The organism is Cupriavidus sp. SK-3 (assembly GCF_000611145.1).
GTDB lineage: Bacteria > Pseudomonadota > Gammaproteobacteria > Burkholderiales > Burkholderiaceae > Cupriavidus.
The window spans coordinates 1-14,533 of sequence record NZ_JFJV02000034.1 but is presented as its reverse complement, the minus strand read 5'-3'; the positions used below and the strand labels follow the sequence as shown (position 1 = coordinate 14,533).

Annotated in this window: 13 protein-coding genes; 4 read left to right on the top strand and 9 right to left on the bottom strand. The window is 69.1% G+C overall.

The features are described 5' to 3' along the window. The 3 genes from CF70_RS37295 to CF70_RS03510 all read right to left on the bottom strand — a co-directional run. The coding region (locus CF70_RS37295; protein WP_235184868.1) for a patatin-like phospholipase family protein at positions 1-778 on the bottom strand (778 nt) is incomplete at its 3' end. A 273-nt stretch (positions 779-1,051) separates the two neighbouring features. Next, positions 1,052-2,032, bottom strand: coding sequence for a pyridoxamine 5'-phosphate oxidase family protein (locus CF70_RS03515; RefSeq protein WP_035860436.1), 981 nt, complete (start codon positions 2,030-2,032; stop codon positions 1,052-1,054). A gap of 55 nt (positions 2,033-2,087) precedes the next feature. Next, complete coding sequence (locus CF70_RS03510) at positions 2,088-2,756, bottom strand: glutathione S-transferase family protein (RefSeq protein ID WP_051648016.1); 669 nt, start codon at positions 2,754-2,756, stop codon at positions 2,088-2,090. 111 nt (positions 2,757-2,867) lie between these two features. Here CF70_RS03510 and CF70_RS03505 point away from each other — a divergent pair, with 111 nt between their 5' ends. Next, positions 2,868-3,758, top strand: coding sequence for a LysR family transcriptional regulator (locus tag CF70_RS03505; protein WP_035860434.1), 891 nt, complete (start codon positions 2,868-2,870; stop codon positions 3,756-3,758). Positions 3,759-3,793: 35 nt separating this feature from the next. Here CF70_RS03505 and CF70_RS03500 read toward each other — a convergent pair whose 3' ends face one another. The 6 genes from CF70_RS03500 to CF70_RS03475 all read right to left on the bottom strand — a co-directional run bounded on the left by CF70_RS03500 (position 3,794) and on the right by CF70_RS03475 (position 11,651). Then, positions 3,794-4,714, bottom strand: coding sequence for a Bug family tripartite tricarboxylate transporter substrate binding protein (locus tag CF70_RS03500; RefSeq protein WP_051648021.1), 921 nt, complete (start codon positions 4,712-4,714; stop codon positions 3,794-3,796). Between the two features lie 71 nt (positions 4,715-4,785). Further along, positions 4,786-6,135 carry a DUF1254 domain-containing protein gene (locus tag CF70_RS03495; RefSeq protein WP_051648015.1) on the bottom strand — a complete coding sequence of 450 codons (1,350 nt, stop codon included), beginning with the start codon at positions 6,133-6,135 and terminating at the stop codon, positions 4,786-4,788. 12 nt (positions 6,136-6,147) lie between these two features. Beyond that, positions 6,148-7,449: a DUF1254 domain-containing protein gene (locus CF70_RS03490; RefSeq protein WP_051648020.1), complete on the bottom strand. Its 1,302-nt coding sequence runs from the start codon at positions 7,447-7,449 to the stop codon at positions 6,148-6,150. Between the two features lie 26 nt (positions 7,450-7,475). Beyond that, positions 7,476-8,498 (bottom strand): Bug family tripartite tricarboxylate transporter substrate binding protein, encoded by a 1,023-nt coding sequence (locus CF70_RS03485; protein ID WP_235184867.1) that lies wholly within the window; start codon positions 8,496-8,498, stop codon positions 7,476-7,478. Between the two features lie 101 nt (positions 8,499-8,599). Beyond that, positions 8,600-10,756, bottom strand: a complete 2,157-nt coding sequence (locus CF70_RS03480) for an acetate--CoA ligase family protein (protein ID WP_035860427.1) — start codon at positions 10,754-10,756, stop codon at positions 8,600-8,602. A gap of 88 nt (positions 10,757-10,844) precedes the next feature. Next, on the bottom strand, positions 10,845-11,651 hold the full coding sequence (locus CF70_RS03475; protein ID WP_035860426.1) for an IclR family transcriptional regulator: 807 nt from the start codon (positions 11,649-11,651) through the stop codon (positions 10,845-10,847). Positions 11,652-11,808: 157 nt separating this feature from the next. Here CF70_RS03475 and CF70_RS03470 point away from each other — a divergent pair, with 157 nt between their 5' ends. The 3 genes from CF70_RS03470 to CF70_RS03460 all read left to right on the top strand — a co-directional run bounded on the left by CF70_RS03470 (position 11,809) and on the right by CF70_RS03460 (position 14,508). Beyond that, positions 11,809-12,501 (top strand): TetR/AcrR family transcriptional regulator, encoded by a 693-nt coding sequence (locus tag CF70_RS03470; RefSeq protein ID WP_035860422.1) that lies wholly within the window; start codon positions 11,809-11,811, stop codon positions 12,499-12,501. Between the two features lie 119 nt (positions 12,502-12,620). Further along, on the top strand, positions 12,621-13,619 hold the full coding sequence (locus tag CF70_RS03465) for a Bug family tripartite tricarboxylate transporter substrate binding protein (RefSeq protein WP_035860420.1): 999 nt from the start codon (positions 12,621-12,623) through the stop codon (positions 13,617-13,619). A gap of 178 nt (positions 13,620-13,797) precedes the next feature. Next, positions 13,798-14,508, top strand: coding sequence for a histidine phosphatase family protein (locus CF70_RS03460; RefSeq protein WP_035860417.1), 711 nt, complete (start codon positions 13,798-13,800; stop codon positions 14,506-14,508). Positions 14,509-14,533 lie beyond the last annotated feature (25 nt).

Here is a 14,533-nt window from a genome sequence, read left to right as displayed (position 1 = left end):
TGCTGACCAGCCCGCCGTCGACCAGCGTGCGCCCGTTCACCTTGATCGGCGCGAACAATCCCGGCACCGCCACGCTGGCGCGGATGGCGCGCGGCAGCGAGCCATGGTCGAGCACCACCGGGGCCCCCGTGCCCAGGTCGGTGGCAATGGTGCGAAACGGCGTCGGCAGCTTGTCGAAGCTGGCTTCGGCCGGCACCTGCACGGTCCAGTTCTGCAGCAGCGCCAGCAGGCGGTTGCCCTGCACCAGGCCGGTGGGCAGCTTGATCTTGCCGTCGCCGTAGCCGGCCGAGATCCCGATCGGGTATTGCAGGTCGTCCTCGCGCTGCGATTGCGGCAGTTCGGCACGCTCGTTGCGGTCGAAAGCGATATCGCTCAGGTTGATATGCGACAACCGCGCCTCCAACTCGTCGGCCGACAAGCCGCTGGCGTACAAGCCGCCCACCACCGCGCCCATGCTGGTGGCGGCGATGCAGTCGATCGGCACCTGCATCTTCTCGAGCGCCTTGATCACGCCGATATGCGCATAGCCGCGCGCGCCGCCCCCGGACAGCACCAGGCACACGCGCGGGCGATGGCCCGGCGCGGGCGCGTCGGCAACGCCGGGTATCGCGGCGGATTCGACGGCATGTTCGGCGACATGCCCGGCGGCCGGAGCGGACTGCGGCGCCACGGCGAGCGCGGCGGCCAGGGCCAGCAGCACCGGGAGCACCGGGGGCACCTGATAACCGCGCGCCAGCGAGCGCAGGCGGCAGGCAACGCGTGAAAGATAGCGGGACATGGACAAACCGCGGCAAAACGGGACAAGACGGTGAAATCGCCGCGCAGATGTGGCGGGGAAGGACGTCACGATAGGGCAATTGCCCGAGCTTGAACAGCAGCGCATGCACCGGGAAAGTGCCGCGATTGCAACACTTGCGCCGGCACCCGCCTCGCTGCCGCGCGGCAGCAAGGCGGAGTGCGCACCAGCGCACAGCCTGGCAAGGGCGCCAAATGTATGCCGGATACAACAAAAGGAGCCGCTGGCAAGCCCGCCAGGGCCCCATGCGCCGCCTCAGTGCTCCGCCGCAGCCTCCCAGCTGCCCGTTTGCGCCACCCACGGCGACATAGCCTCGAACTGCCAGCGCAGCGGCAGCACCCCCGAGCGCCTCACCACGCGCTCCACATGCAGGCGCACCAGCCGCTCGGCACCGTCAAAGCGCTCGACCTCCGGGCCTTCCCAGACGATTTCGCTGTGCCCGCTCAGGTGCAGCAGGCCGCCGCGCTCGAAATCCGGGACCAGCAGCCCGGCGCGCGGGTTGGCCACAAGGTTGCCAACGGTATTGAAGTAGTTGTTGCCATTGAAATCCGGAAAGGTCACGGTCCGGGCGCCGTCGACCCGGACAAAGCCCGGCTTGCCGCCCCGGTGCGACACGTCCGCCCCGCCGCTGTGGCCAGACGCGGCATCGTGATGATGGGTGGCAATAAAGATCGTGTCGGCAGCGCGCAACGCCTCCACCGCCCCGGTATCCAGGGCGTCGCCATGCCACACGGCAGCGGTCCCGCTCTCGTCCGCGCCGGCCTCGCGCCAGTGCCGCAGCTGGATGTAGCGCGGGCAATTGCCGAAGCTCTGCTCCACCGCCACCGTCAGGCCGTTCTCGTCCTCCGCCGCAATGCGGCCGTTCATGCGGTTGCGGCGGCGCGTATGCAACTCGATGCCGAGCAGGCCAATGTCGGCGCCGGCGCCCAGGGCATGCGCCAGCGGATCGTCCGCCAGCGGCCGCGCGGCAATGCGCAGGTGGCCGGGATCCGGCGCCTGCATAAAGCCCGGCGCGCCGCTCAGCACGGTGGCCCAGGGCATGTCCGCTGCGTCCACGGCCCCCACCACCACGAAAGGCAACTGGGCGAAGAACAGGCGATGCTGCTCCGGCATGGCGGGCCGGACCACTCGCCGCCCGGCCGCCTCCATCTTCTCGCGGCTGCCGGCGCGCTGCTGCGCGGCTTGCTCCCCGGCATGAAAAGGCGATTCGGCATGCGGCCATCCTTGCAGGTCCATTTCATCCTCCTTTGCGGTGCGGTGCGGTGCGGGGCAGGGCGGGGCAGCACTGCGCCTAAGCGACAGCCGCGAGGCCCACCGCGGAAACAGGCATCGGCACGAACCCCGGCAGCGCCTCCATCCTGTGCAGCCAGGCGCCCAGCGCGGGATACGGCGCCAGCGGGACATTGCCCTCCTCGGCACGCGCGATATAACTGTAGGCGGCCACATCGGCCAGCGTGGGCGACGCGCCGGCGAGGAACGGCGCCGCGGCCAGTATCGGCTCCATCACCGCGAACAGCCGCTGCGCGCGCGCAATGGCGTCATCGACCGCCACCGGGGCACCGAACAAGGTTGCCAGCCGTGCCCGGGCAGGCCCGAAGGCGATCTCGCCCGCCGCCACCGACAGCCAGCGCTGCACTGCGGCCGCGCCCACCGGATCGCGCGGCAGCCAGCGGCCGTCGTCGTAGCGCATAGCCAGGTAGACCAGGATGGCATTGGAGTCGGCCAGCACGGTGCCGTTGTCGTCGAGCACCGGAACCTGGCCAAAGGGGTTGAGCTTGAGGAAGGGCTCGCGGCGATGCTCGCCGCCGCGCAGGTCAACCTCCACGAGGCGGTACGGCAGCCCCAGCAGCGACAGCAGCAGGCGCACCCGGTGTGCGTGGCCGGACAGAGACATGTGATAGAGCACCAGCGGCTCGGCGGGGGGAGCGATCGTGGTGCTATCTGGGGTGGTGGCGGACATCTCGGTTCCTGGTGGTTGGGGGGATGGAGATCATTCTGGGCGCCTTCCAGCATGCAATAAATGGGGCAGAATGCAGTTGACTACTCCAAAAACCGTAGTAATGTGACACGCATGGACAAACTCCGCGCCATGCAGACTTTCGTCAAGGTGGTCGACGAAGGCAGCCTCACCGCTGCCGCCAGCGCCCTGCACACTTCCCTGCCGGCGGTAGTGCGCACGCTCGCCGCGCTGGAGGCGGAACTGCAGGTCCGGCTGCTCAACCGCACCACGCGCCGCCAGTCGCTCACCGACGAAGGGCGCACCTACCTGGATAGCTGCCGCCGCATCCTCGCCACCATCGACGAAGCCGAGGCCGTGCTGAGCGCGCGCCATGTCGAGCCGAGCGGACAACTGGTACTGACCGCGCCGGTGCTGTTCGGCCAGATGCACGTGGCGCCGGCGGTAACCCGCTTTGTGCAGCGCTACCCCGCGGTGCACTGCCGGATGGAGTTCAGCGATCGCGTGGTCAACCTGCTGGAGGAAGAGATCGACGTGGGCGTGCGCATCGGCCCGCTCGCGGACTCGACGCTGGTGGCCCGGCAGGTCGGCCGCATCCGCCGCGTGGTGGTAGCCACCCCGGACTTCCTGCGCGAGCATGGCGTGCCCGCACACCCCGACGCACTGACCCATGCCAGTTGCGTGCGCTTCATCGGCAATGCGGCGCACTGGTGGACTTTCCAGCAGGAAGGGCGCCCCTTCTACGTCGCCGTCAGCGGCAATCTCGAATTCAACCAGACGGCGCCAGCGGTGGCGGCCTGCGCCGCCGGCGCGGGCTTCGGGAATTTCCTGTCTTACCAGGTGGCGCCGCTGGTGGCCGAGGGAAAGCTGCGCATCGTACTGGAAGCATTCGAGCAGCCGCCCTGGCCGCTGTCGCTGATCTATCCGAACGCGCGGCTGCTGCCGGCGCGCACGCGCGTTTTCGTGGACTGGATGAAGGACGAGCTGAGCCAGCAGTTCGGCTGAGGCGACAGCGCGTCCGCGCCACGCCACGCCACGCCTTATTCGAGCTTGATCCCCGCCGACCTGATCAGCGGCCCCCACTTCGCCACCTCGGCATCGATAAACCGCGCGAACGAAGCACTGTCGCCCGCCTCCGCCTGCAACCCCAACCCGAGCAGCTTGCTGCGCATCTGCGCATCGGCCAGCACCGCGTTGGCGTCGCGATTGAGTTGCTGCACCACGGCCGCCGGCGTGCCGGCGGGCGCCATCAGGCCGAACCAGCCGTACCCGACCACGCCGGGAAATCCCTGCTCGCCAAACGTGGGCGCGTCCGGATAGACCAGCGTGCGCTGCTCCGCGGACACCGCGATCACGCGCAGCTTGCCAGCCTTGATAAACGGCAGCGCGGTGGTGATGGCGGTCAGCGTGGCATCGACCCGGCCGGCCAGCAGCTCGGTGTAGGCGGTGGAGTCGCCCCGGTAATGTACGTTGAGGCCCTTGAATTTCGCCTGGGCCGCAAAGAGTTCGGCGGTCAGGTGCGGGCCCGAGCCGACGCCCGGCGAGGCGAAAGTCACGCCGTCCTTCTTCTCGCGCGCCATGCGCACAAAGTCGGCCACCGTGCGCACCGGCGAATCGGCGTTGACGATCAGGAAGACCGGCCCCAGCACGCGCGGCCCCACGGCGACGAAATCCTTGTGGATGTCGTAGTGCTGCGAGAGTCCCGCTGCGGCATTGATGGCAAACGGCGCCGCCACCCACAGCAGTGTGTAGCCATCCGGCGTGGCACGGGCGAGCTGCTCGTTGGCCACGCGCGTGCCGGCACCGGGCTTGTTCTCCACCACGAACTGTTGCTTGTATTTCCGGCTGAGCCCTTCGCCGAGCAAACGCGCCGAGATGTCGTTGGAACCACCGGGGCCGTAGGGCGAAATCAGGCGCACCGGGCGCAACGGATAGTCCTCGGCATGCAGCGGCGTCAGCATGGTGCCGGCCGCCGCGAACACCAAGGCGTTGCACGCCACCTTGAGCACGTGCCGCCTTTGCGGATCCGGCTTCATGATGGCTCCCCGACCGAAGCCGCGCCAGCCAGCGGACGGATTGGCGGATAGACGAAGGTCTTGTCGAGATGCGCGGGCTGCGGCACGTACAGCCGCAGCGTCACGTAGAACGGGCCCGCGGGCGCCGGCAGCCAGTTGGCCCGCGCTGCGGGATCGGCCGGCGGCGACGCCGACAGGTGCAGCCGCAGGCTGCCGTCGGCGTCGTAGCGCAGGCTCGGCGAGCGGTCGCCCAGCGAGTAGCGTCCGAGCGCGTTGTCCACCAGCATGCAGTCGGTCTTGTCGTACATGGTGAGCGACCAGAACGCGCCTACCTGTGGCAGCGCATCCGCCGCGAAGGCCAGTTCGTAGCCGGTGCGGCCATCGAGCGGTGCGCCCTCGCTGTCGCGATCGGCCATGACGTACATCGCCTCTTCCACGCCAAGCGCGCCAATATAGTTGCGCGCCACCAGCGCGCGCTCGGCAAAGCGCGCGCCGAACGATTCGCGGATTTCCACCGGCAGGGTCCAGCCACCGCCAAGGTCGGAGGGCAGCGGCGCCGCCAGTTCGGCGAGCACCTCCTTGATCGCGGTGCCCAGACGCGCCAGCACGGCGTCGCCAGGCGCGGACCCGCCGCAATCCGCACCGATGCCGGACTGCGCGAAGCCTGCCACCAGCGCGGCTTCGGCCGCCGGCGGCGGATTCTCGCGCAACGCCTGGTTGACGACTTCAGCGTAGCGGCGCGGATCGCCCAGGTGCTCGCCCGGCTGCATGCCGACATCGAAGGGCCGCGCGGCGGGCGCGCCGTCGAGCGTGCTCAGGCGAAACTGGTCCTGCAGCGCATGCACGGCCGGCAGGTCGGCCTCGCCGTCCACCAGCACGCGGCCGAGCAGCCAGACCGCATCGGTCGGGCAGGCGATGGCGGTGGCTCCCGCCGGCACGTCGCCGTGCCAGCGCGGACCATGCAGCAGGAAGCGCCCGCGCCCGTTGCCGGTGGTGCGGGTGCCGATGTAGCCGAAGGGGTTGGTATAGAAGTCGAGCAGTCCGAGCACGTAGTAGCGGCCCGCGCTGTCGGGCACGTCCAGCAGCAGCGGCCCTTGCGACAGGTCGAGCCAGGCGTTGCTGTAAAGCGTGTCGTTGTTGGGCGTGACCACCTGGCGATGCTGCGGGCCGAGCAGCTGGCGGGTGTGGATGAAATGATTGATCCAGCGCACCGGCGCATCGGGCTGCGGCGCGGCGAATGCACCCGCGCTGTTGCGGCGCGGGCAGGTGGCGGCACGCATGCGCGCCATCTCGTAGAGGGGCAGCGTGTAGCGCACCGCATCATGGGCGGGCGTGGCGGTTCCGGCACGGGTCATGGTGGCTTCCATTGCAGGCTCCTATCAGTCGATGCGGCGTACGGCCGGGATGGTGTACTGGCCGTCCAGGAACGACCGGGCCGGATGGTAGAGCCGCAGGATCAGGTAGAACGGCCCCGCGGGCGCGGGCAGCCAGTTGTCCTCCTGCGGCGGGCGCGCATGCGAGATGGGAAGCACCAGGCTGCCGTCCGCCTCCATGCGCAGGCCCGGCGTGCGGTCCCCCACCGCGTAGCGCCCGATCTCGTTGGCGCTGAAATAGCGGTCCTCGCCGTACAGCGATACCGACCAGAATGCCTGCGCGGGCGGCAGCATGCCGGGCGCGAAGCGCAGCTCGTAGCGGTGACGGCCATCGAGCGGCTGGCCATCGGCATCGAAATCGGCCATGGCGTAGATCGCCTCGTCGGCACGCAGGGCGCCGAGCCCCTTCATCGCGGTGCAGGCGCGCTGCAGCCAGTCGTCGCCGTACATGCCGAGCTTCAGGCTGTAGCCCCAGCTCTTGCGGCCCTGGCTGCGCGTATGCGCCTCGATCACGGCCATGGCCTGCGCATAGGCGCTCTCCAGCCCGGCCACCACGGCCGGGCGCAATGCCGCCAGGTCGGTCTCGTCTTCCAGCCGGATACCCACTTTGCGCAGCAAGGTCAGCAGGCCGAGTTCCTCCGCCGCCGGCGGGAACTCGCGCAGCGCATTGAAGAGGTTGTGGAAGAAGTCCAGTGCGGGCCGGCCGCTGTCGCGCCATTGCGCCACGCAGCGCGGGCGCGCGGCGCCCGGCGTGCGGGTGAGCGCGAAGCCCTGCTCGAAAGCGCGCGCCGCCGGCAGGTCCTGCGGCCCCTGCACCAGCACGCGGCCGAGCAGCCAGACCAGCGAGCTGGGGCATTGCACCGCATGCTTGCCGCTGGCCTGCTGGCCCGGGCCGGTCAGCTCGATCTCGCCGCCTTCGGCAGCGACGTTACGCGGGCCCAGGTTCTCGAAGTTGTTGGTGTGGACGTCGAGCAGCTCGATCACGTAGTAGCGCCCCGCGTCGGGCAGCGGCGGGATGCGCAGCGTCACCGGGCCCTCGGCCAGGTTGATCCACCCGCAGAAGTACAGCAGGTCGTTGGCCGGGGTGACGATGTCGCGGTCCTCGTGCGTCCACTGGCGCTCGCTGGCAGACAGGGCATTCATCGGCGCGCGGCCGTAGCCCGTGGCCGCGTCGACCGAGGTCTGCAGGCGGCAGGTACGCAGCGTTTCGATCAGCGCGTAGCCATAGATCGCGAGCGGAAAGGCCGCGCCGGCGACGAGGGCCTGCTGCGGGCTGGCGTGGGTTGCCGGGGCGAGGGGCGTATTCATGTTCATGCGTTTGTCTCCTGGCGAAGTTATTCGAGCGCGGCGCCGCTCGTCTTGACGAGGGCGGCCCAGGCGCGGATGTCTTGCTGCATTTGCGCGGCAAAGGCGGCGCGCGGCTGCGGCGTGAAGCGCATGCCCAGCGTTGCGGCCTGAGCCTGCATGGCGGGCTCGGCCATGATGGCGTCGACGGCGCGCTCCAGCCGGTCGACGATGGCCGCCGGCGTGCGGGTCGGCGCGAACAGCGCGAACCAGCTATCGATGCGGAACGGCACGCCGGACTCGGCGAAGGTCGGCACGTCGGGCAGCGCCACCGAGCGCTCCGATCCGGTGACCGCCAGCGCCCGGACCTTGCCGCTGCGGATCAGCGGCAAGGTGCCGGCCAGGTCGGACATGGCCACCGGCAGCGTGCCGCCCATCACGTCGGTCAGCATCGGGCTGACACCCTTGTACGGAATATGGCGCAGATGGATGCCGCTGCTCACGTTCAGGCTCTCGCCGGCCAGGTGGCCGCCCGAGCCGGGTCCCCAGGAGCCATAGGCCAGGTCCGCGCCGGGACGCCTGGCCTGCGCGATCAGCGCCGGCAGGTCCTTGCCCGTGAAGGCCGGGCCCGCCACCAGCACATTGCCGCCGTAGGCAAGGCGCCCCACCGGCACGAAATCGCGCACGGGATCGTAGGGCAGCCGGGGGAAGATCGCCGGCGCGATCGCATGCGTGGCGGAGATGCCTAGCAATAGCGTGTAGCCATCCGGCGCGGCGCGCGCGACCTGCGCGGAGCCGATGGTGCCGGTGGCGCCCGCCACGTTCTCCACCAGCACGGTACCGCCCAGCGCGGTCGAAAGCCTGGCGGCCACCAGCCGCCCGATCACGTCGGTGCCGCCGCCTGGCGGGAAAGGCACGACGAGGCGGATCGGCCTGTCGGGGAATTTGCCGGATTCCGCTGGCGCCGCGTGCGCCGGTGCGGCGGTGAACGCGATCAGCATGGCGCAGGCGCCGATGGTGCGGGGAATACTGGCCGCCGGCGCGCATGCGGCCCTTGCAGCTTGCAAATGCATGATGGTTGTCTCCTGTTTTTGTCCGAGCCCATCCGCGCGCCCGGTCTGTGCCGGTCTGTGGTTGCGCGGTGGCGGTACGTTGCCTTGCTACGCCATCTCGTTCACGCCGGTGCCCCAGCCGGCAGCAAGGTGATCACGGCATCCGCCGCGACCGGCCCTTCGGCGCCGACGATGAAAGGATTGATTTCCAGCGTATCGAGCCGGGGCCCGAGCGCGGCGGCCAACTGCGATACCCGCACCAGCAAGCCGGCAGCCTGCGCCAGCGGCAGCACAGGGTTGCCGCGATGGCCCGCGAACAGCACCGCCGCGCGGCTTTGCTCCAGCATGGCAAGCGCGCGCTCCGGCGACAGCGGAGCGAGGCCGAAGGCCATCTGCCGGAAAATTTCCACGGCGGTGCCGCCGATGCCGGCCAGCACCACCAGCCCGAACACCGGATCGCGCCGCACGCCCACCATCAGCTCGCCCCAGCCGCGCACCATGCGCGCCACCAGCACGCCCTCGAAGGGCAAGCTGGCATCGGCCCGGGCCAGTGCCGCCTGCATCTGCGCAAAGGCCTGGCGCACGGCGGTGTCGTCCGTCAGGTTGAGGGCCACGCCGCCCACGTCGCTCTTGTGCAGCACCTGCGCCGAGCACAGCTTCACAACGACCGGGTAGCCGACGCGCCGCGCCAGGGCCACGGCCTCCTCGGCATTGCGGGCCAGGCCGTGCGGGGCCACCGGCACGCCGGCGTCCGCCAGCAGGCGCATGGCTTCGAACTCGGACAGTGCGCTGGCGTCTTCCGGCACATCGCGCAGCAGCGGAGCCATTGGCACGACACGCTCGGTGGCCGGCGGGCTTGCGGCCACCGCCTCCAACGCCGCCGCGCGGGCCAGCGCGGCCACGGCCTCGATGGCGTGGGCCGGTTCGCGGAACACCAGGCAGCCGTGCGCTTCCAGCCAGGCGCGCTTGTCGTCGTCAACTACGCCGGACAGCAGCAGCGGCGCGGCGCGCTTGTCCTCGTGCAGCGCGCCGATGGTGCGCTGGAGTTCTTCCCACAGGCGCGGAGCGTTGGCCCCACCGGCCAGGAAAGCCACCACGCAACCGTACTCGCCGCAGGTAGCCACACCGGCCAGCGCATCGAGCAACACGGCGGGCTGGGCCACCACCTGGCCCGTGACATCGATCGGATTGGCGGTGCTGGCAAAGGGAATGCTCTTGCGCAGCGCCTGCGCGGCCGCCGCCGGCATGGGTGGCATCGGCATGCCGAGCTCCTCGGCGCGATCGGCCATCATGATGCCGACCCCGCCGGACACCGTGAGGATGGCCACCGGCGTCACGGCGTCCGCGGCCAGGCCGCCCGGGCTGCTCCAGCGCGCCGGTCGCCGCCCGCGCGACAAGGTGTAGCCGAGCCGGAAGAAATCTTCCAGCGTATGGGCACGGTGCACGCCGTATTCGTCGAACACGGCCTGGTAGACCGCATCCTCGCCGGCCAGGCTGGCCGTGTGCGATTGCGCCGAGCGCGCGCCGGCCTCGGTGGTGCCCACCTTGGTGATCACCACCGGCTTGCCGGCGGCGCGCGCGGCGGCTAGCGCCTGGCGCAGACGCTGGCCGTCGCGGCAGCCTTCCATATAGGCCAGGATCACGCGGGTGTCGTCGTCCTGCGCCATCCATTCGATCACGTCGGCCACTTGCAGCCCGGCCTCGTTGCCGGTGGTCACCCAGTGGCTCAGCCCCAGCCCGGCCTCGCGCGCCAGCGCGAAGGCATAGGCGCCGAACGCGCCGCTCTGGCTGACCAGGCCCACATCCCCCACCGGCGGCGCGCCGGTCAGCGGGATCGGCGAGAAGGTGGCGAACAGGCGCGCGCGCAGGTTCATCGCACCCAGGCAATTGGGGCCCAGCAGTGCCACGCGGTGCCGGCGCGCGCTGTCGGCCAGCGCCAGCTGCATGGCCTGGCCTTCCTCGCCCACTTCGGCAAAGCCCGAGGTAAAGAAGATCGCGGCGCGCGTACCGTTCTGTGCCAGTTGCGCCATCACAGACTCCGTCGCCACGGCCGGCACGGCCACGATGGCAAGGTCGACGGGCTCGCCGATGGCGGCCATCGACGGGTACGCGGGCAAGCCCTGGATCTCGCCGGCGCTGGGGTGCACGGGATAGATGCGCCCCGCATAGCCAAGCTCGCGCAGCAGGCGGATGGGCATGCCGCCCACTTTGTCGGGCTGCGTGGACGCGCCGATGACCGCGACCGAACGCGGTTTCAGCAGGGAATCTAGATCGGGCATGGCTTAGTCTCCGGGTTGCCTTGAAGGCTTGTTTCAGGATGGACGCCTGTACCGGCGCTGCCTGTGTGTCGTCTGGCGCGCGACGCGGCTATTGCCGCAGCCCGGTCACCGATTCGATCGAACGCGTCATCTCCATCAGCATCGGCGCGATTTTTTTCTCCAGCATGCCGCGCCGCAATTGCGACGCCGCAATGGCGCAGTTGAACAGCAGCGGGCGGTTCAGGTAGACGATGCGCGAATACACGCCAACGCCATGCACGCCGCTGCCCGCGTCGCCCAAGTTGATGGCGAAGCCGCGCTTGGGGTAGTGGGCCACGTTGTGGCAAACAGTGTCGTAGCAGGCCGCGTATTCCTCGGGACGCTCGCGCTGCGCGGCTTGCATCAGGGTTTCGAATTCCGCCTTGGACAAGGTGCTCAGGAAGGCGCGGCCCATGCCGGTGCTCAGCACCGAGCGCACCGCGCCCACGCCAGGGCGTGCGGGCGTGCCCTCGTTATGCGTGCAGGTCAGCAGGTAGGTCACGTCGAGCCGGTGCGCCACGCCCATTGACACCGCACCCTCGATGCGGTCCGCCAGCGCCTGCATCAGCGGCCGCGCCACATGGCGCACCTGCAGGCCGGCCAGGTAGGGGTAGCCCAGCGCCAGCACCTGGGCGCCGACGAAGTACTTGTCCAGTTTGGGGTCCCAGTCCAGGTAGCCCAGTTCGAACAAGGTGCGGCAGATGCGCGACACCGTGGCGCGGGGCAGTTGCAGGCGTTCGGATAGTTCGCCGTTGCCCAGCGGCCGCGGCTCGTCGATGAAGCAGCGCAGCAGGGCAAACCCCTTGGCCAGCAGCCCGCCGAAAGAGGGGTCGTCTTTCCTGCGCTCGGCAATGAATTGTTCGACCGGCGTGTTCATCTTGTCTCCTTGCACTGCAGTGTGGGTGCGGTTTTTTTCTGTGTCAAAGATCGGAATTGATTTCCATATATTGGAAATATAGGCCTGCTCTTGACGAAACGCAGTGGTAACCATATGGTTCACAAAACCGAATCCGAATTCTCATACGGAATTTGCCATGCCTATCTCGTCCTCTGCAGCGTCCCCCGCCAAGCCCTCCAAGGGGACATCCGCGTTCCCCACCGTAGCCACCCCATCGATCCTGCAACCGCCGCGCCAGCGGCGTGCCCGCGAGACGGAACAAGCACTGCTCGATGCGGGCCGCGAGTTGCTGGCACAGCGGGATTTCTCGGCGGTTTCCGTGGCGCAGATCGCCTCCGCCTGCGAAGTCTCCGTGGGGGCCTTTTACGGCCGCTTCCGCGACAAGCAGGCGTTCTTCGAGTCGCTGCGCACGCTGGTGATGCGGGAAACTGGAGAATCCGTCTCGCGTTACCTGCGCGTGGAGCGCTGGGAGGAAGTGCCTACCGACGTCATGCTCGAAAAAATCATGCGTTACGTGGTACTGGGCTGCCACGCCAATCGCGGTGTGATCAAGGCTTCGCTCAAGCATGCCTCGATCCGTCCGGAGGAATGGCTGCCGCACCGGGAAAGCGGCCAGGCGGTGGTGGAGCGCATGGTGGCCCTGCTGGTGCCGCGCCTGCCGATGCCGCCCGAGCAGGCCGAACTGCGTGTGCGCTTTGCCATGCAGGCCGTGTTCAGCATCGTGGTCAATGCCATCCTCAACGATGCCGGCCCGCTGCCGCTCGACGACGAGCGCCTCCCTGGCGAGATGACCCGCCTTGTGGCCGGCTACCTGGCAATGCCCGGCTGACGCCATGACGCTCCGCGGGCATGCCGCCCCGCCAATGACTCCCGCCTGAAAGACATCTACGGCGCGCGCACTTGCTCGGAGCGCGCGCCGGATCCAATAAGACCCCGAGGAGACAAACCATGACATTACGCAGCCCGCTCTGCGAGAAAGCTGCTGCCCTGCTCGCGTGCGCGTGCGCGGCACTGCTGCCGCTGGCCGCGCAAGCCCAGGCCGGCTACCCCAACAAACCCCTTCACCTGATCGTGCCCTACCCCGCCGGCGGCCTGACCGACACGCTCTCGCGCACGCTGGCGGAAGGCCTGGGCAAGCGGCTGGGTCAGACCGTGGTGGTAGAGAACAAAGGCGGCGCCGGCGGCATCATCGGCACCGACTATGTAGCCAAGTCCGCACCCGATGGCTACACGCTGCTGCTGACGATCCCCGGCCCCATCACCGCCAACCTGGCCCTTTACAAGAAGCTGCCCTACGATCCGCGCACCGACCTGCGGCAGGTATCCGACGTGGCGACGGCGCGCACGGTGCTAGCCGTCAACGGCGCGCTGCCGGTGAAGACGGTGGCCGAGCTGATCGCCTATGCCAGGAAGGAGCCCGGCAAGCTGCGCATGGGCTCGTGGGGACCCGGCACCCAGCCGCACACCATCCAGGCCTACCTGGACAAGACCTACGGCATCGATATCCTGCACGTGCCCTATCGTGGCGAGGGTCCGATGGTGACGGACCTGCTGGCGGGCCAGGTCAATGTGACGGTCGGCTCGGTGACGTCGCTGAAGCAGCACTTCGCCAGCGGCAAGCTGCGCCCGCTGGCCGTCACCGGCACCAGGCGCGCCAAGGCGCTGCCTGACGTGCCGACCTTTACCGAGGCCGGCTACCCCGACGAGCCGTACAGGCTGGTCGGCCCCATCACGCTGCTGGTGCCCTCGCGCACGCCGAACGATATCGTCGAGCGCCTGGGCCGCGAGGTGAGCGCGCTGGTGAAATCGCCGGAGATCAGCCAGCGTATCGAGGACATGGGCGCCGAGCCGATCGGCAACCTGCCCGCCGAGGCCGTGAGCGCCTACAAGGCCTACCTGCCGGGGGTGCTCAAGCTGACCGCCGATACCGGGGTGACGCTGGATTAACGCCGGCCGGCGGCGGGATAATGCAGCGCGGAAATGGCCGCTATGAATCCGCCGGTGCTTCCCTTGGCCACCACGTCCCGCGCCCATACAATGCCTGCTCCTCGCGCGGCGCCACCGCGCCGCGTGCCGATTCCCGCATTACCGCTTCCGGCGGTGCCTTCCGGCGCCGACATCACGCATGGCAACGCTCTTCCTGGTACGGCACGGTCAGGCCTCATTCGGCGCCGCCAACTACGACTGCCTCTCCGACACCGGACGGCAGCAAGCCCGCTGGCTGGGCGAGTATTTCCGCGAGCGCGGTATCGCGTTCAAGCGAGTGGTGGCCGGTTCGCTGGTGCGCCAGCAGGACACGGCGATGGAGATCCTGGCCGGCATGGGGGCTGGCGATGTGCCGGTCGAGTCCGGTACGCCGGCGGCGATCACAGCACGTGTCGAGACCCATCTCGGCCTGAACGAATACGACGGCGAGGCGCTGTATCGCAGCCACACCGGCGGTGCGGATCACCGCGCCCACCAGAACGCCGATTACAACGACTACTGGCGTACCTTCCGCGCGGCGTACCAGGCGTGGACGCTGGACCAACTGGCTGGCATGCCTGAATCCTGGGCGGATTTTGGCGGACGGATCCGCGCCAGCCTGGCCCATGCCACGGAAGGGGCGGCACGGGAAGACGCGGTGTTGGTGGTGAGTTCGGGCGGCGCCATCGGGCGCGCTACGGCGGACTTGCTGGACGCGCCGGCCCAGACGGCGATCGAGCTGAACCTGCAGTTTCGGAATACTGCGTTTTGCGAAATCATTGCCGGACGTGGCACGCAGCGGTTACTTAGTTTTAATAGTTTGCCGCATTTGGATCGGGAGGATCGGCGGCATGCCATTACGTTTGCTTGAGGGGTGGGGGGAGTGGTGTGCTGTT